Consider the following 18,244-nt stretch of genomic DNA (forward strand, 5'->3'; position numbering starts at 1 on the left):
CCTCCTATAACTCACTTCAGGCCATAGCCTTTATATCTTACAAATCGTTTAGATAACTTCTGGAGCCAAAGAAACGATTTTCATGAAGTCTTTATCACGCAATTCACGAGCAACTGGTCCAAAGATACGAGTACCACGAGGGCCTCTGTCATCTTTAACGACTACTGCTGCATTCTCATCAAATGCGATGTAAGATCCGTCTTTACGACGAACGGAACTCTTTGTACGAACGATTACCGCTCTTACAACATCACCCTTTTTGACAACGCCGCCTGGTGTTGCTTGTTTTACAGAACAAACGATCAAATCGCCGATTGCAGCTGTACGACGTCCAGTACCACCTAGTACGCGGATACACATAAGTTCTTTTGCGCCAGAGTTATCGGCTACAGCCAAACGTGTAAATGGTTGAATCATTGTTAGTTCCTCCTTCCAGACAGGTTTGCATCATTCATCAAATGATGATTGCTTCTTCTACTACTTCCACTAATCTCCAGTTTTTATCTTTAGATAATGGACGTGTCTCCATGATTTTAACAACATCACCAATTTTAGCAGTGTTATTTTCATCATGAGCCTTGAATTTTTTCGTATATTTAATACGTTTGTGATACAAGTCATGCTTTTTATAAGTTTCTACAGCAACAACGATGGTTTTATCCATTTTATCACTGACCACTTTGCCTACTTGTACTTTACGGGCATTGCGTTCGCTCATAGTTAATCTCCTTCCTAGCTGATAGCATTTAAGCTCTCAAATATTGGATTACGATGTGATTCCAAGTTCTCTTTCACGAACTACTGTTTTAGCACGTGCAATTTGTTTACGCACAGCGCTGATACGAGTAGGGTTATCCAATTGACCGGTAGCAAGTTGAAAGCGCAGGTTAAAGAGTTCCTCTTTAAAACCAGCAATCTTTTGCTCGATTTCAGCAGTGGTAAGGTTGCGCAATTCATTAGCTTTCATTTGCTTCACCACCCAATTCTTCACGTTTCACAAACTTAGTTTTTACAGGCAACTTGTGAGAAGCAAGACGCATAGCTTCACGCGCGATCTCTTCAGAAACACCTGCAAGTTCAAACATAATTTTACCTGGTTTAACAACGGCAACCCATTTTTCTACGTTACCTTTACCACTACCCATACGAACCTCAAGAGGCTTTTGAGTAATTGGCTTATCCGGGAAAATTTTAATCCATACTTTACCACCACGTTTGATATAACGAGTCATAGCAATACGAGCAGCTTCGATTTGACGGTTAGTGATCCAAGAAGGCTCAGTAGCTTGCAAACCGAATTCTCCGAAGTTCAATTCAGTACCGCCTTTAGCGCGACCTGACATGCTTCCGCGTTGTTGTTTACGGTGTTTTACACGTTTTGGTACCAACATGATTAGTTGCCTCCTTCCTGAGCAGCTTGTTTCTTAGCCGTAGGAAGAACCTCTCCACGATAAATCCATACTTTTACGCCAATACGACCATAAGTAGTATGCGCTTCTGCTGTACCATAGTCAATATCGGCACGAAGCGTATGAAGTGGAACAGTTCCTTCGCTGTAGCCTTCAGAACGGGCAATTTCAGCACCGCCAAGACGTCCGCTAACTGCTGTTTTAATTCCTTTAGCGCCTGAACGCATAGTTCTTTGAATTGCTTGTTTCAATGCACGACGGAAAGAAACACGACGTTCCAATTGTTGTGCAATACTTTCTGCAACTAGAATTGCATCAAGCTCTTGATTTTTGATTTCAGAAATGTTGATATGAACTTTTTTGCCACCAGCAATTTTAGTTACTTGTGTACGAAGAACTTCAACTTCTGAACCACCGCGTCCGATAACCATACCAGGTTTAGCTGTATGGATCGTTACGTTAACACGATTAGCCGCTCTCTCGATTTCGATATGAGAGACAGCAGACTCTTTAAGTTTGGTTTTAAGGTATTCACGGATTTTAACGTCTTCGATAAGAAGATCGCCAAAGTCTTTACCAGCATACCATTTAGATTCCCAATCACGGATAATACCTACACGTAATCCGACGGGATTTACTTTTTGGCCCACACGTTTTCCCTCCTTCTATCTTATTTTTCAGCTACCACCAAAGAAATATGGCTGGTGCGTTTGTTGATTTTACTTGCACGTCCCATTGCACGAGGGCGGAAACGTTTTAGTGTTGGTCCTTGGTTAACATAAACCTGAGAAATTACCAAGTTGTTAACATCAAAAGTCAACTCTTTTTCTGAGCTAATGAACTCAGCGTTGGCAATTGCGGAGTTAAGAAGCTTCTCAACAATTGGGGATGCGGATTTCGGCGTATGACGCAGAATCGCGATCGCTTCTCCAACTTGCTTACCGCGGATCAAGTCAACTACTAATTGAACTTTACGCGGAGCGATGCGTACAAACTTTGCGTGTGCTTTCGCTTGCATTGCGTGACCTCCTCTCTTACTTTAAATCCTTATATATTAACGTCTTGTTTTTCTGTCGTCATTAGCATGACCTTTGTACGTACGAGTTGGTGCGAACTCACCAAGCTTGTGTCCGACCATATCTTCCGTTACATATACCGGTACATGTTTGCGACCATCATAAACAGCGAATGTATGTCCGATAAATTGTGGGAAAATCGTCGAGCGACGGGACCAAGTTTTGATTACGACTTTTTTATCGTCTTCGTTCAATACTTCTACTTTTTTAAGCAAGTACCCGTCCACGAAAGGACCTTTTTTAAGACTACGGCTCATAGGTTGAATCCTCCCTTCATCTTTTCGTCACTTCACACTTTACAAGCATTCAAGCACAAATCTTACTTCGTGCGGCGGCGAATGATGTATTGATCGGAAGCCTTACCTTTTTTACGAGTTTTGTAACCAAGAGTAGGTTTACCCCATGGAGACATTGGAGATTTACGTCCGATTGGAGCTTTACCTTCACCACCACCGTGTGGGTGATCATTAGGGTTCATTACTACGCCTCGAACTTGTGGACGTTTGCCCAACCAGCGATTACGACCGGCTTTACCGATTTTAATCAATTCATGATCTTCATTACCAACTGATCCGATTGTAGCACGACATACTTTAAGTACGCGACGTACTTCACCAGAAGAAAGGCGAATGGAGACATATTTTTCTTCTTTACCAAGTAATTGAGCTTCCGTACCAGCTGCGCGAACGAGCTGACCACCTTTACCTGGTTTCAATTCGATATTGTGAATAACTGTACCAACTGGAATGTTTTCCAATGGAAGGCAGTTACCGATTTTGATGTCAGATCCTACGCCAGAGAAAATTTGATCTCCAACTTTTAATCCTTTAGGAGCGATGATATAACGTTTCTCTCCATCAGCATAGTGGATCAGAGCAATGTTAGAAGTACGGTTAGGATCGTACTCGATTGTAGCAACGTTACCTGGTATTCCATCTTTAGTACGTTTGAAGTCAATGATACGGTATTTACGTTTGTGTCCGCCGCCATGGTGACGAACTGTAATTTTACCTTGGTTGTTGCGGCCTGCTCTTTTGAAAAGCGGAGCCAACAACGATTTCTCCGGTTGGTTCGTTGTAATCTCTTCGAATGTAGAAACACTCATGTTACGACGAGCCGGGGATGTCGGTTTGTACTTTTTAATTGGCACTGTTTATTCCTCCTTACTCTACAGATTCAAAAAACTCAAGCGGTTTACTTTCTGGAGCCAAAGTTACGATAGCTTTCTTCCATTCGGAAGTGTAGCCGGAATGACGTCCATAACGTTTCGGTTTAGCAGGCATGCGAAGAGTGTTTACTTTAGACACTTTCACTTTGAAAATTTCTTCAATTGCCTTTTTAACTTCCGTTTTATTAGAACGAATGTCTACTTCGAAAGCATATTTCAGTTCACTCATGTACTCGGCAGTGCGCTCAGTAATTACCGGACGCTTAATAATATCACGAGGATCTTTCATTACGCGAACACCTCCTCTACCTTGTGAACTGCATCCTTAGTAAGGATCAGCTTATCGTACGTAAGTACGTCTAGAACATTAACGCCGTCAGCTGCAACGAATTTAACACCTGGGATGTTACGAGCAGATAGTGCAACATTATCATCATAACTAGGAGTTACGATTAATACTTTGCGATCTACTTTAAGGTTGTTTAAAATTGCTGCGAACTCTTTTGTTTTCGGTGCGCTAAAGCTTAGTGCATCCAAAACGATGATTTCGTTAGCTACTACTTTAGAAGACAAAGCAGATTTGATCGCTAAACGACGAACTTTCTTAGGCAGTTTGTAAGCATAGCTGCGTGGAGTCGGTCCAAATGCTACGCCGCCGCCTTTCCATTGTGGAGAACGAATAGAACCTTGACGCGCACGTCCTGTTCCTTTTTGTTTCCATGGTTTACGTCCACCACCACGAACTTCAGAGCGTCCTTTTACTTTGTGATTACCTTGACGAAGGGAAGCACGTTGCATAATGACTGCATCATGAAGCACATGAGTGTTAGGTTCGATACCGAATACGGAATCACTCAATTCAACTTCGCCAACTTGGCTACCGTCGATACTGTAAAGTGCTACTTTTGGCATTTCCTGTTCCTCCTTTCTTGATTGGTTATTTTTTAACCGTTTCTCTTACTTTTACATAACTATTTTTAGCACCAGGGATAGAGCCTTTAACGAGAATTACGTTACGTTCAGCATCTACTCTGATAACTTCGAGGCGTTGGATCGTTACTGTATCATGACCCATGTGACCTGGCAGACGTTTACCTTTCGGTACACGGTTCGCTTGGATAGAACCCATTGAACCTGGTCTGCGATGATAACGGGAACCGTGAGACATTGGTCCGCGGCTTTGGCCCCAACGTTTGATAACGCCGGCAAAACCTTTACCTTTTGAAATACCCGTTACGTCAACGAACTCACCTTGAGCAAACAAGTCTGCTTTGAGTTCCTGGCCAACCTCGACATTTGCGAGGTCAACACCGCGAATTTCGCGAACGTAGCGCTTAGGCACAGTATTCGCTTTAGTAGCGTGTCCTGCTTCCGGTTTGTTAGATCTGCTTGCTTTTTTATCAGCAAAACCGATTTGTACCGCTTCGTATCCGTCATTTTCCAGGTCTTTCTTCTGCAGAACCACACATGGTCCAGCTTCGATAACCGTTACAGGAATTACGTTACCTTCCGCAGTAAAGACTTGAGTCATACCCAATTTTCTTCCTAAGATACCTTTCATGTTGACACCTCTTTTCATTTTACGTGTTACCACATCTATGTGGATTATAATTTAATTTCGATATCTACGCCAGACGGTAAGTCCAAACGCATCAATGCATCCACAGTTTGTGGAGTTGGATTAACAATATCGATCAAACGTTTATGTGTACGTTGCTCGAATTGCTCACGAGAATCCTTGTATTTATGAACCGCACGAAGAACAGTGATAATCTGTTTTTCAGTAGGAAGCGGAATTGGTCCAGATACTCCTGCGCCAGAACGTTTAGCTGTTTCAACGATTTTCTCTGCGGATTGATCAAGAATTCTATGATCGTATGCTTTCAAACGAATACGAATTTTTTGCTTTGCCATTTTTAGTCCCTCCTTCTATCGCCCAATTTGGTATCGGACATACTCAGTGAAAATTTTCCGGCATACCGTCCATGGCAAAGGAGCCGGGTGTGTCGGTAACCTCTCACGTCATCGCAACGTCTCAGAACAACATTTATTATTGTATATGATAACAAACAGTTATGCAAGTCTTTTTTGAAACAATTACATAAAAAAATAAGGCCTGTCTCCCTTATAAGGAAACAGGCCTCATTTGGTCTTTCGTTTACAGTACAATGTTACTTCGTTACAATACAATGTTGCTTATATTAAAATCTTCAAATCGTTTCCGATTCACAATGAAGATTTAATTATTTTTGGATAGATGCTACAGCGCCAGCGCCTACTGTACGTCCACCTTCGCGAATAGCGAAACGTGTACCTTCTTCAATCGCGATTGGATTGATTAGGGATACAGTAACAGTGATGTTATCACCAGGCATAACCATTTCAGTACCTTCTGGTAAAGAAATAACGCCAGTTACGTCAGTTGTACGGAAGTAGAACTGTGGACGATAACCAGTGAAGAAAGGTTTGTGACGTCCGCCTTCTTCTTTAGTCAAAACGTATACTTGAGCAGTGAACTCAGTATGAGGTTTAACAGTACCTGGTTTAGAAAGTACTTGACCACGTTCGATTTGAGTACGTTCTACACCACGCAACAATGCGCCGATGTTGTCACCCGCTTGTGCGGAATCCAACAATTTACGGAACATTTCTACGCCTGTAACAACGGATTTTTTAGTTTCTTCATGGATACCAACGATTTCGATCTCTTCGCCGACTTTAACAGTACCACGCTCAACACGACCAGTTGCAACTGTACCACGACCAGTGATCGAGAATACATCCTCAACAGGCATCAAGAAAGGTTTGTCAGTGTCGCGCTCTGGATCTGGAATGTAAGTATCGATTTCAGTAAACATGTCAACGATTTTTTGAGCCCATTCGCCATCAGGGTTAGCCAATGCTTCACGAGCAGATCCACGAGTGATTGGAGTATCGTCACCAGGGAACTCATATTCGTTAAGAAGGTCACGAACTTCCATTTCAACCAATTCCAAAAGCTCTTCGTCTTCAACCATGTCGCATTTGTTTAAGAATACAACGATGTAAGGTACGCCTACTTGACGAGACAACAAGATGTGCTCGCGAGTTTGTGGCATAGGACCGTCAGCTGCAGATACAACCAAGATCGCTCCGTCCATTTGTGCAGCACCAGTGATCATGTTTTTAACATAATCGGCGTGACCTGGGCAGTCAACGTGTGCATAGTGACGGTTAGGTGTTTCGTACTCAACGTGTGCAGTTGAGATTGTGATACCGCGTTCGCGCTCTTCTGGAGCTTTATCGATTTGATCAAATGCTACAGCAGCACCGCCGTAAGTTTTAGACAATACAGTTGTGATTGCAGCAGTCAAAGTTGTTTTACCATGATCGACGTGACCAATAGTTCCGATGTTAACGTGCGTTTTATTACGTTCAAATTTAGCCTTTGCCATGTTAAACGTTGCCTCCTTGAAGGTAGAGTTTTGTTTGTATTTTAGTTTGAAACGTACAGAGAGCAGTCATGCTACTTTCTGTACATCCCATAAGTGAAAACGGATTGAAAACTTAGCCGTTTGCTTTGGTACTGATTTCGTCAGCGATGCTCTTAGGTACTTCTTCATAATGAGAAAGTTCCATAGAGAATACACCGCGACCTTGTGTACCAGAACGAAGTGTTGTGGAATATCCAAACATTTCAGATAAAGGTACTTTTGCACGAATGATTTGAGTACCACCGCGTGAGTCCATACCTTCGATACGACCACGACGGGAGTTCAGCATACCCATAACATCACCCATGTATTCTTCAGGTACTGTTACTTCAACTTTCATAAGTGGCTCAAGCAATACAGGACGACATTTGTCTTTTGCAGCTTTAAGCGCCATAGATCCGGCAATTTTAAATGCCATTTCATTGGAATCGACATCATGATAAGATCCGTCTACTACTGTAGCTTTTACGTCTACAAGTGGGAAACCGGCGATAACACCGTTCTTCATTGCTTCTTCAATACCTTGCAATGCAGGACCAACATATTCTCTTGGTACGGAACCACCGACAACTTTACTTTCGAACTGGCTACCTGTACCTGCTTCCAATGGTTCGAACTCAACCCATACATGACCGTATTGACCACGACCACCGGATTGACGAACGAATTTACCTTCAACGCGAGCTGGTTGACGGAATGTTTCACGATAAGCAACCTGAGGTTTACCTACGTTAGTCTCCACTTTGAATTCGCGACGCATACGGTCAACGATAATTTCAAGGTGAAGCTCACCCATACCCGCCAAGATTGTTTGGCCAGTTTCTTCATCCGTATGAGCACGAAGAGTTGGATCTTCTTCAGTCAATTTGGACAAAGCAATACCCATTTTATCTTGGTCAGCTTTTGTTTTTGGTTCCACTGCAACTTCAATAACTGGGTCAGGGAAATTCATGGATTCTAAGATAACAGTATCTTTTTCATCACATAGTGTATCACCTGTACCTGTATCTTTCAAACCAACAGCTGCTGCAATATCACCAGCGAAAACTTCGCTGATTTCTTGACGAGCGTTAGCATGCATTTGCAGGATACGACCAATACGTTCACGTTTGCCTTTAGTAGCATTTAGAACGTAAGAACCGGATTGCAATACGCCAGAATATACGCGGAAGAACGTAAGTTTACCCACGTAAGGGTCTGTCATAATTTTGAACGCTAGTGCAGAGAATGGCTCTTCATCAGAAGAATGACGAATTGCCTCTGTGCCGTCTTCGTGCAAACCTTTAATTGCCGGAACATCTGTAGGAGCCGGAAGGTAGTCGATAACAGCATCCAACATAGGTTGAACACCTTTGTTACGGTAAGAAGAACCACAGATTACTGGGAAGATTTTAACGTCACAAACACCTTTACGTAGAGCAGCCTTAATCTCAGCGATTGTTGGCTCTTCTCCTTCAAGATATTTCATCATTAGATCTTCATCTAGTTCTGCAACTCTTTCGATCAAGTCAGCACGCAGTTCTTCAACTGTTGCTTTAAGATCTTCTGGAATTTCGATAGATACTGGATCGCGTCCAAGATCATCTTGATATTCGATAGCTGTTTGCTCGATGATATCGATAATACCAACGAAGTCATTTTCTGCGCCGATCGGCAATTGAATCGCTACTGCGTTCGCTTGCAGACGTTCACGCATGTCTTTAACAACGTTAAGGTAGTCAGCACCAATAATATCCATTTTATTAACATATGCTATACGAGGTACACCATAACGATCTGCTTGTCTCCAAACAGTCTCGGATTGTGGTTCTACACCCTCTTTTGCACTAAATACGCCTACTGCTCCGTCCAATACACGCAGGGAACGTTCAACTTCAACTGTAAAGTCAACGTGACCTGGAGTATCAATGATATTAACGCGGTAGCCTCTCCACTGAGCCGTAGTAGCTGCGGATGTAATAGTGATTCCGCGCTCTTGCTCTTGCTCCATCCAGTCCATTGTAGCAGCGCCTTCGTGAACTTCACCGATTTTGTGCGTACGGCCTGTATAGAACAAGATACGTTCTGTAGTGGTAGTTTTACCAGCATCGATATGAGCCATGATACCAATATTACGTGTATTTTCTAAGGAGAACTCTCTTTTTGCCATGAATGGGTGCTCCCTTCAAAAATATCAATTTTTGAAATAAAGGCTTTGATCCTACCAGCGGTAGTGAGCGAATGCTTTATTCGCTTCAGCCATTTTGTGTGTATCTTCGCGTTTTTTCACTGCTGCGCCTGTATTGTTAGAAGCATCAATGATTTCAGCTGCTAAACGTTCTTCCATTGTTTTCTCTCCGCGGCTACGTGAATAATTCACTAACCAACGAAGTCCCAATGTAGTACGTCTTTCAGGTTTAACTTCGATCGGAACTTGATAGTTAGCGCCACCTACACGGCGAGCTTTAACTTCGAGGACCGGCATAATGTTCTTGATTGCCGCCTCAAATACTTCCATAGGATCGTTACCTGTACGTTCTTGAATCAATTTAAAAGAATTGTAAAGGATGCTTTGAGCAACCCCACGTTTTCCGTCGACCATAATGCGGTTGATCAAACGTGTAACCAACTTGCTGTTATACATAGGATCTGGCAATACGTCTCTTTTCATTACTGGACCTTTTCTTGGCATGGTTATCCCCCTTCCTTAGATATAAAGCGCAGTGATCTGCGCTACTGGATTATTTTTTTTCTTTCGGACGTTTTGTACCGTATTTAGAACGTGATTGCATACGATTGTTTACGCCTGCTGTATCCAAAGCACCACGAACGATATGATAACGAACCCCTGGTAAATCTTTAACCCGTCCACCGCGGATAAGTACCACGCTGTGTTCTTGAAGGTTATGACCGATACCTGGAATGTAAGCAGTAACCTCGATACGGTTCGTTAAACGAACACGAGCATACTTACGAAGTGCGGAGTTCGGTTTTTTTGGAGTCATAGTACCTACACGAGTACATACACCACGTTTTTGTGGAGCGCTAATGTTCGTCTCTTGACGTTTCAAAGCATTATACCCTTTTTGAAGTGCAGGTGATTTTGATTTCTCAATTTTAGCTTGACGTCCTTTACGGACTAATTGATTAATAGTTGGCATTGTGTTGCCACCCCCTTCCCATATTTGTAGTTCCAATATAAACCATATCTTAAGTCCACAGACCCAGGTGGTTCATAAAAGAACAAATGAAAAGTCCTTGCCTGCCACTCACGACCAGCAAAAACATTCCTGATTGCATTATTTAAGGACAACGGCCATAGCAGTTCCCACTTCGATTCCGCAAGCTTTGCCCAATTCTTTCATTGTATCCACATATGTGATCTTAACAGAATGAGTCGAGCATAATTGAACGATTTTCGAGATGAGATGATTTTCCGCATCCTGCGCAACATAGACTTCTTCAGCTTGACCCGTCTCGACCATCCGCATTGTCTGCTTTGTGCCTACTTTGATCCGGGCATCCTTTAATCCTTTGTCATTAGTCATCTTCCGATTTCCTCCAAAAGATCAGGGATCAGCATGCTATTCACGCACCTTTGCTATAGTACCATTAGCTAAAGGATACTGTCAATAGATAACTATAATTCTATTTCATAAATAATCATTATATTTCTTTGACTTCACCCATTAAACAGCAGCTAGAACTGAATAACATCAACTGTTGTTCAGTTCAGCCGCTTATTTATGAGCAATATAAGATTACATTATAACGAGATTAACAAATTACTCAACAGTTACCGTTTCAAGACCAGGTTTCTTGGCTTCAAACTTTTCTGCATCTTCAAATTTAACGCTACGATAACGGTTCATCCCTGTACCAGCTGGAATCAACTTACCGATAATAACGTTCTCTTTAAGACCAAGTAATTTATCGACTTTACCTTTGATTGCTGCATCTGTCAGGACACGAGTTGTTTCCTGGAAGGATGCCGCAGACAAGAAGGAATCAGTTTCCAGAGATGCTTTAGTAATACCAAGCAATACTGGTTTAGCAACTGCTGGCTCTTTGTCAGCCATGATTGCCACTCTGTTCGCATTCTCATATTCGTACATATCAACAAATGAACCTGGCAACAATGTTGTTTCACCAGCATCGATGATACGGATTTTACGTAACATCTGTCTGATCATAACTTCAACGTGCTTATCATTGATTTCTACACCCTGGTTACGATATACACGTTGTACTTCTTGCAGGATATAGTTCTGTACGCCACGGATACCTTTGATACGTAGCATTTCTTTAGGGTCAATCGAACCATCTGTTAGTTCATCCCCAGCTTCGATTTCCATACCTTCTTTAACTCTTAGGCGGGAACCGTAAGTTACAGGGTAAACTTTAGTCTCTGCTTCACCTTCAACCTCGATTTCACGACGGTCTTTAGTTTCACGGATTTCTTTAACCACACCATCAATTTCACTGATGATTGCTTGACCTTTAGGATTACGCGCTTCGAAAAGCTCTTGAATACGCGGCAAACCTTGAGTAATATCGTCCCCTGCAACACCACCAGTATGGAACGTACGCATTGTAAGCTGTGTTCCTGGTTCACCGATAGATTGTGCTGCAATAATACCAACTGCTTCACCAATCTCAACGTGTTTACCAGTAGCAAGGTTACGACCGTAACATGTTTTACATACTCCGTGTTTTGCACGACAACTTAATACTGAACGGATTTGAAGTTTTTCAACTCCAGCTTCAACGATCGCTTCAGCTTTATCCGAATCTAGCAATTCGTTACGACGAGCAAGAATCTCACCTGTTTTTGGATGACGAACAGTTTCGAAGCAATAACGACCTTCTAAACGATCATAAAGATCTTCGATAACTTCTTTGCCATCTTGAATACGGCTTACAGTGAAACCTTTATCTGTTCCACAATCTTCTTCACGTACGATTACATCTTGTGCTACGTCAACTAGACGACGAGTTAGGTAACCTGAGTCAGCAGTACGAAGTGCTGTATCCGCCAAACCTTTACGCGCTCCGTGAGTAGAAAGGAAGTATTCTAATACTGTCAGACCTTCACGGAAATTCGATTTAATTGGAAGTTCGATGATACGACCCGATGGATTCGCCATCAGACCGCGCATACCACCAAGCTGAGTGATCTGCGATTTGTTACCACGAGCTTTGGAGTCAACCATAAGCATAATAGAGTTATAGCGATCCATTGATTTCATAAGGACTTCAGTAATATCATCCTTCGTACGAGACCAGATCTCAATAACACGATCATAACGCTCTTCATTCGTAATCAAACCACGACGGTATTGATTCGTAATAACAGCAACTTTTTTATCAGACTCATCCAAGATTCCTTGTTTTTCAACAGGAACAATAACGTCAGATACACCAACAGTAATACCTGCACGCGTAGAATAAGTGAATCCAAGTTGCTTGATTTTATCCAAAATAATAGATGTTAATGTTGTATGGTAGATTTCAAAACAACGAGCGATAATTGAACCTAAATACTCTTTACCGATAGCGCCTGTTTGAGGAACACTACTAATAAATTCACGGATATTCACACCTTTATCATAGATAAAGTAATGATCCGGTGTACCTTGGAACAAGTTACGACGAGTTGGCTCATTAATGTAAGGGAATGATTCAGGGAAAATCTCGTTAAAGATAATTCGTCCGATAGTTGTTACCATCATTCCTGTTTGTTGCTTCTCTGTAAAGCTTGTTTTGTTCAAAGCTTTAACAGGGATCGCTACACGAGCATGCAATGAAGCAACGCCACGTTGGTAACCCGATACTGCTTCGTTCACTGTACGTAAAATCATACCTGAACCTTTAGCTTCATCATTATCCATAGTTAGATAGAATGAGCCCAAGACCATATCCTGTGAAGGAGTAACAACTGGTTTACCATCTTTAGGGTTCAAAATGTTACCAGATGCAAGCATCAAGATACGTGCTTCCGCTTGCGCTTCAGCAGACAATGGAACGTGAACCGCCATTTGGTCACCATCAAAGTCAGCATTATATGCTGTACATACGAGTGGGTGAAGACGAATTGCGCGTCCTTCAACCAAAATAGGTTCAAATGCTTGAATACCAAGTCTATGCAGAGTAGGTGCACGGTTTAGAAGAACTGGATGTTCTTTAATAACTTCTTCAAGTACATCCCATACTTCTGGACTTACACGTTCTACTTTGCGTTTTGCGCTCTTGATATTATGAGCAAGACCTTTGTTAACCAATTCTTTCATAACGAAAGGTTTGAATAACTCTAGTGCCATCTCTTTTGGAAGACCACATTGGTACATTTTCAAGTAAGGACCTACAACGATAACCGAACGACCAGAATAATCGACACGTTTACCTAGTAAGTTCTGACGGAAACGTCCTTGTTTACCTTTTAGCATATGACTAAGAGATTTCAATGGACGGTTACCTGGTCCTGTAACTGGGCGACCACGACGACCATTATCAATAAGAGCATCGACAGCTTCTTGAAGCATACGTTTCTCATTTTGTACGATAATGTCAGGTGCACCTAGATCCAATAGACGTTTAAGACGGTTGTTACGGTTAATTACACGACGATACAAATCATTCAAGTCAGACGTCGCAAAACGTCCACCATCCAACTGTACCATCGGACGAAGTTCTGGAGGGATAACTGGCAATACATCCATGATCATCCAATCAGGGAAGTTACCAGAGTTACGGAATGCTTCGATAACTTCAAGGCGTTTGATCGCACGATTACGACGTTGACCTTGAGCTGTACGTAGCTCTTCACGTAAAAATTCTAGTTCTTTATCAATATCAAGGTCTTGAAGCAATCGTTTAATCGCTTCTGCACCCATACCTGCATGGAAACCATGACCGTATTTTTCACGGTAGCTACGGTATTCTTTTTCAGATAAAAGTTGTTTTTTCTCCAGTGGCGTCTCACCTGGATCTGTTACAACATAAGATGCGAAGTAGATTACTTCTTCCAAAGAACGTGGAGACATATCAAGTGCTAGACCCATACGGCTTGGAATACCTTTGAAATACCAAATGTGAGATACAGGAGCTGCAAGCTCAATGTGTCCCATACGTTCGCGACGTACTTTAGCGCGTGTTACTTCAACGCCGCAACGATCGCAGACTACGCCTTTGTAACGTACACGTTTGTATTTACCGCAGTGGCATTCCCAGTCTTTGGTTGGTCCAAAAATACGTTCACAGAACAACCCGTCTTTCTCTGGTTTAAGCGTACGATAGTTGATTGTCTCCGGTTTTTTAACTTCTCCGCGGGACCAAGAACGAATTTTGTCTGGGGAAGCTAGCCCAATTTTCATAAATTCGAAATTGTTAACGTCTATCAAAAGACACCCCTCCTAAGGCCAAATCCTGTTTATTGTCATTCTTATCAAAAACTGTATGAATTCCCATATACCCTCTCATCAATAAGGGATAGACCGGGATAAATCTCCGGTCTATCTTCATTGTTAGATCACATAGGGAATGTGTAGTGGCAATAGTTACTCGGCTCCGACTTCAGAACCTTCTAGATTAAGACTGAGCTTATCGTTCGTGCTCGCCTCTTCTTCATCATCCAATTCTCGCATTTCGATCTCATTCTCATTTTCATTGAGAATTTTGACGTCCATACCCAAACTTTGCAATTCTTTGATTAGAACTTTGAATGACTCAGGAACACCTGGTTCAGGAACATTCTCGCCTTTAACGATGGATTCGTATGTTTTCACACGACCAACGACATCATCGGATTTGACTGTAAGGATTTCTTGTAGGGTGTAAGCAGCACCATAAGCTTCAAGTGCCCATACTTCCATCTCCCCGAAACGCTGTCCACCAAATTGAGCTTTACCACCCAACGGCTGTTGCGTAACCAAAGAGTAAGGACCTGTAGAACGAGCATGGATTTTATCATCAACCATGTGTGCCAACTTAATCATATGCATGACACCAACAGTTACTTCACGTTCAAATTCTTCACCGGTTCTACCATCATAAAGGATCGTTTTACCGTTACGTTGCATACCTGCTTCTTCCATCGTATCAAATACATCATACTCTTTTGCTCCATCAAATACTGGTGTAGCAACATGAATACCAAGTTTCATAGAAGCCATACCTAAATGGACTTCAAGAATCTGACCAATGTTCATACGGGAAGGTACACCTAGTGGATTCAATACAACTTGTACTGGAGTACCATCAGGCATAAACGGCATATCTTCTTCCGGCAAAATACGTGCTACAACACCTTTGTTACCATGTCGTCCCGCCATTTTATCGCCTTCAGAGATTTTACGTTTTTGCGCAATATATGCACGTACCAAGTGATTAACACCTGGTGGCAATTCATCGCCATTTTCTCTAGTGAATACTTTGACGTCCACAACAATACCATCAGTACCATGCGGTACACGAAGACTAGTGTCACGAACTTCACGAGCTTTTTCACCAAAGATAGCGTGCAGAAGGCGTTCTTCAGCAGTTAGTTCAGTTACACCTTTAGGTGTTACTTTACCAACAAGAATATCACCAGCAGCAATTTCAGCACCGATACGAATAATTCCGCGTTCGTCAAGATTTTTGAGTGCTTCTTCACCAACGTTAGGAATATCACGTGTGATTTCTTCAGGTCCAAGTTTAGTGTCACGAGCTTCAGATTCGTATTCCTCGATATGAATCGAAGTGTATACATCCTCTTTAACAAGTTTTTCACTCAATAGGATCGCATCTTCATAGTTGTAACCTTCCCAAGTCATGAAGGCAACGACTACATTACGTCCTAAAGCAATCTCGCCCATCTCAGTCGAAGGACCGTCAGCAAGGATATCTCCTTTTTGAACGTAATCGCCTGTTTTAACGATAGGACGTTGATTAATACAAGTTCCCTGATTCGATCTCATAAATTTGTGTAATTTATGTTTAACAAGATCGCCTTTTACTTCTTTGCCATCTACGAGTTCAATACGACGTACTGTAATCTCGTTAGCAGTAGAACGTTCAACGATTCCGTCATGTTTACTTACGATACAAACGCCTGAATCTTTTGCTGCTTTATGCTCCATACCAGTACCAACAAGTGGTGCTTTAGGAATAAGCAAAGGAACAGCCTGACGCTGCATGTTAGAACCCATCAATGCACGGTTGGAGTCATCATTTTCCAAGAAAGGAATCAATGCTGTTGCTACAGACACAACCTGTTTAGGGGATACGTCCATATAATCAACACGTTCATTTGGCATTGGTAAAATGTTATCCGCTTGTTTGTTATAACGAACGATAACCATTTCGTCAGTGAAAGATCCGTCTTCATTCAACGCTGCATTCGCCTGAGCAACAACATAGTTATCTTCTTCATCAGCAGTCAAATAATCAATTTGATCTGTAACACGATTTGTCTTAGGATCTACACGACGGTATGGAGCTTCAATAAAGCCATACTCATTGATACGTGCAAATGTAGACAAGGAGTTAATCAAACCGATATTCGGTCCCTCTGGAGTCTCGATCGGACACATACGGCCATAATGACTGTGATGGACGTCACGAACTTCAAAGCCTGCGCGTTCACGAGTCAAACCGCCGGGTCCCAAAGCAGATAAACGACGTTTGTGCGTCAATTCACCCAATGGGTTCGTTTGGTCCATAAACTGTGAAAGCTGGGAGCTACCGAAGAACTCTTTAATCGATGCAATAACAGGACGTATATTGATCAAAGCTTGTGGTGTAATGACGTTAGCATCTTGAATAGACATTCTTTCACGAACAACACGTTCCATACGGGACAAACCGATACGGAATTGGTTTTGTAAAAGTTCACCTACAGAGCGCAAACGACGGTTACCCAAGTGATCGATATCATCTGTATCGCCAATACCGTTCAACAAGTTCAAGAAATAACTGATTGAAGCGATAATGTCAGCTGGAGTAATATTTTTAACTGTTTTATCAATAATTCCGTTCGCAATCAAAGTCACAACTTTACCATCTTCGATTGGAGAGAATACATTGATGCTTTGCATTGGGATATCATTATCATCCAATACGCCGCCAGCTACGTGATATGTTTTATGATTCAAATCGCCTTCCAAATACGGCATAATTTCGTCTAAAAGACGACGGTCTACCATTTGTCCAGCTTCAGCAATAATTTCACCAGTATCCGTATCAATTAGCGTCTCAGCCAAACGTTGGTTGAAAAGACGGTTTTTGATATGGAGTTTTTTGTTGATTTTGTAACGACCTACGTTTGCAAGATCATAGCGTTTTGGATCAAAGAAACGCGCTACTAACAAGCTCTTCGCATTGTCGAGAGTTGGTGGTTCACCTGGACGAAGACGCTCATAAATTTCAATCAGCGCTTTGTCTGTAGAATCCGTGTTATCTTTATCTAAAGTATTGCGGATATATTCATCGTTACCAAGTAGGTCTAGGATTTCAGCATCTGTACCGAATCCAAGTGCACGCAATAGTACTGTAACTGGAATCTTACGAGTACGGTCAATACGAACATAAATGATATCCTTAGCATCCATTTCAAGTTCAAGCCATGCGCCACGGTTAGGAATAACTGTAGCAGTATATGATGTTTTACCATTCTTATCGACTTTAGTGCTGAAATAGACGCTGGGAGAGCGAACCAACTGGCTGACAATAACCCGTTCTGCACCATTAATAACAAAGGTACCGGTTTCCGTCATCAACGGGAAATCACCCATAAATACTTCCTGCTCTTTGACTTCACCTGTTTCTCTGTTGATAAGACGGACTTTTACCCGAAGTGGAGCAGAATAAGTAACGTCACGCTCTTTTGCGTCGTCTACTGTATATTTCGGCTCACCAAGGCTGTAATCGATGAACTCGAGAACCAAATTGCCTGTAAAATCTTGGATTGGCGAGATATCGTGAAACATTTCGCGCAAACCTTCTTCCAAAAACCACTGATATGATTTCTGTTGGATTTCGATCAGGTTAGGTACTTCAAGAACTTCGTTAATTCGTGCATAACTTCGCCGAGTGCGTCGACCATATTGAACAAGATGTCCTGCCAACTTAAACTCACCCCTTAATGTCTACTCGCTTAAA

At 42.1% G+C, this 18,244-nt stretch carries 19 protein-coding genes; all 19 read right to left on the reverse strand.

What is annotated here, in order from left to right:
• Window positions 1-48: 48 nt before the first annotated feature.
• The 19 genes from rplN to rpoB all read right to left on the reverse strand — a co-directional run bounded on the left by rplN (window position 49) and on the right by rpoB (window position 18,210).
• Complete coding sequence (rplN, locus tag PaeCFBP13512_RS20420) at window positions 49-417, reverse strand: 50S ribosomal protein L14 (protein ID WP_069328361.1); 369 nt, start codon at window positions 415-417, stop codon at window positions 49-51.
• Window positions 418-454: 37 nt separating this feature from the next.
• Window positions 455-718: a 30S ribosomal protein S17 gene (gene rpsQ, locus PaeCFBP13512_RS20425; RefSeq protein WP_017815371.1), complete on the reverse strand. Its 264-nt coding sequence runs from the start codon at window positions 716-718 to the stop codon at window positions 455-457.
• 48 nt (window positions 719-766) lie between these two features.
• A complete protein-coding gene (rpmC, locus tag PaeCFBP13512_RS20430) occupies window positions 767-967 on the reverse strand; it encodes a 50S ribosomal protein L29 (protein ID WP_017815370.1) in 201 nt (66 codons plus the stop codon).
• Entirely contained in the window at window positions 957-1,391 is a 435-nt protein-coding gene (gene rplP, locus PaeCFBP13512_RS20435; protein WP_069328360.1) for a 50S ribosomal protein L16, read from the reverse strand. The genes rpmC and rplP overlap by 11 nt, the downstream gene beginning before the upstream one ends.
• A 2-nt stretch (window positions 1,392-1,393) precedes the next feature.
• Window positions 1,394-2,059, reverse strand: coding sequence for a 30S ribosomal protein S3 (rpsC, locus tag PaeCFBP13512_RS20440; protein WP_069328359.1), 666 nt, complete (start codon window positions 2,057-2,059; stop codon window positions 1,394-1,396).
• Between the two features lie 20 nt (window positions 2,060-2,079).
• Window positions 2,080-2,427 carry a 50S ribosomal protein L22 gene (gene rplV / locus PaeCFBP13512_RS20445; protein WP_069328358.1) on the reverse strand — a complete coding sequence of 116 codons (348 nt, stop codon included), beginning with the start codon at window positions 2,425-2,427 and terminating at the stop codon, window positions 2,080-2,082.
• Between the two features lie 36 nt (window positions 2,428-2,463).
• Window positions 2,464-2,742, reverse strand: coding sequence for a 30S ribosomal protein S19 (gene rpsS / locus PaeCFBP13512_RS20450; RefSeq protein ID WP_069328357.1), 279 nt, complete (start codon window positions 2,740-2,742; stop codon window positions 2,464-2,466).
• A 62-nt stretch (window positions 2,743-2,804) separates the two neighbouring features.
• Complete coding sequence (gene rplB, locus PaeCFBP13512_RS20455; RefSeq protein WP_069328356.1) at window positions 2,805-3,635, reverse strand: 50S ribosomal protein L2; 831 nt, start codon at window positions 3,633-3,635, stop codon at window positions 2,805-2,807.
• Window positions 3,636-3,648: 13 nt separating this feature from the next.
• The gene (gene rplW / locus PaeCFBP13512_RS20460) at window positions 3,649-3,942 is read right to left on the reverse strand and encodes a 50S ribosomal protein L23 (RefSeq protein ID WP_069328355.1); all 294 of its coding nucleotides are present in this window, start codon (window positions 3,940-3,942) and stop codon (window positions 3,649-3,651) included.
• Window positions 3,942-4,565 carry a 50S ribosomal protein L4 gene (rplD, locus tag PaeCFBP13512_RS20465; RefSeq protein WP_069328354.1) on the reverse strand — a complete coding sequence of 208 codons (624 nt, stop codon included), beginning with the start codon at window positions 4,563-4,565 and terminating at the stop codon, window positions 3,942-3,944. Before rplD ends, rplW begins: the two co-directional genes overlap by 1 nt.
• Before the next feature lie 25 nt (window positions 4,566-4,590).
• Window positions 4,591-5,214 carry a 50S ribosomal protein L3 gene (rplC, locus tag PaeCFBP13512_RS20470; protein WP_069328353.1) on the reverse strand — a complete coding sequence of 208 codons (624 nt, stop codon included), beginning with the start codon at window positions 5,212-5,214 and terminating at the stop codon, window positions 4,591-4,593.
• 44 nt (window positions 5,215-5,258) lie between these two features.
• Window positions 5,259-5,567 carry a 30S ribosomal protein S10 gene (gene rpsJ, locus PaeCFBP13512_RS20475; RefSeq protein ID WP_028609655.1) on the reverse strand — a complete coding sequence of 103 codons (309 nt, stop codon included), beginning with the start codon at window positions 5,565-5,567 and terminating at the stop codon, window positions 5,259-5,261.
• Between the two features lie 329 nt (window positions 5,568-5,896).
• Window positions 5,897-7,087, reverse strand: coding sequence for an elongation factor Tu (gene tuf / locus PaeCFBP13512_RS20480; RefSeq protein WP_069328352.1), 1,191 nt, complete (start codon window positions 7,085-7,087; stop codon window positions 5,897-5,899).
• A 112-nt stretch (window positions 7,088-7,199) separates the two neighbouring features.
• Entirely contained in the window at window positions 7,200-9,275 is a 2,076-nt protein-coding gene (gene fusA, locus PaeCFBP13512_RS20485; protein ID WP_069328351.1) for an elongation factor G, read from the reverse strand.
• 51 nt (window positions 9,276-9,326) lie between these two features.
• A complete protein-coding gene (gene rpsG / locus PaeCFBP13512_RS20490; protein ID WP_069328350.1) occupies window positions 9,327-9,797 on the reverse strand; it encodes a 30S ribosomal protein S7 in 471 nt (156 codons plus the stop codon).
• 49 nt (window positions 9,798-9,846) lie between these two features.
• Complete coding sequence (gene rpsL, locus PaeCFBP13512_RS20495; RefSeq protein ID WP_069328349.1) at window positions 9,847-10,266, reverse strand: 30S ribosomal protein S12; 420 nt, start codon at window positions 10,264-10,266, stop codon at window positions 9,847-9,849.
• 138 nt (window positions 10,267-10,404) lie between these two features.
• Window positions 10,405-10,653, reverse strand: a complete 249-nt coding sequence (locus PaeCFBP13512_RS20500) for a ribosomal L7Ae/L30e/S12e/Gadd45 family protein (protein ID WP_069328348.1) — start codon at window positions 10,651-10,653, stop codon at window positions 10,405-10,407.
• Between the two features lie 237 nt (window positions 10,654-10,890).
• Window positions 10,891-14,505, reverse strand: coding sequence for a DNA-directed RNA polymerase subunit beta' (gene rpoC / locus PaeCFBP13512_RS20505; protein WP_069328347.1), 3,615 nt, complete (start codon window positions 14,503-14,505; stop codon window positions 10,891-10,893).
• A 156-nt stretch (window positions 14,506-14,661) separates the two neighbouring features.
• Entirely contained in the window at window positions 14,662-18,210 is a 3,549-nt protein-coding gene (gene rpoB / locus PaeCFBP13512_RS20510) for a DNA-directed RNA polymerase subunit beta (RefSeq protein WP_069328346.1), read from the reverse strand.
• Window positions 18,211-18,244 lie beyond the last annotated feature (34 nt).

The sequence above is a fragment of the Paenibacillus sp. CFBP13512 genome (assembly GCF_005233705.1).
Classification (GTDB): Bacteria; Bacillota; Bacilli; order Paenibacillales; family Paenibacillaceae; genus Saccharibacillus; species Saccharibacillus nuruki.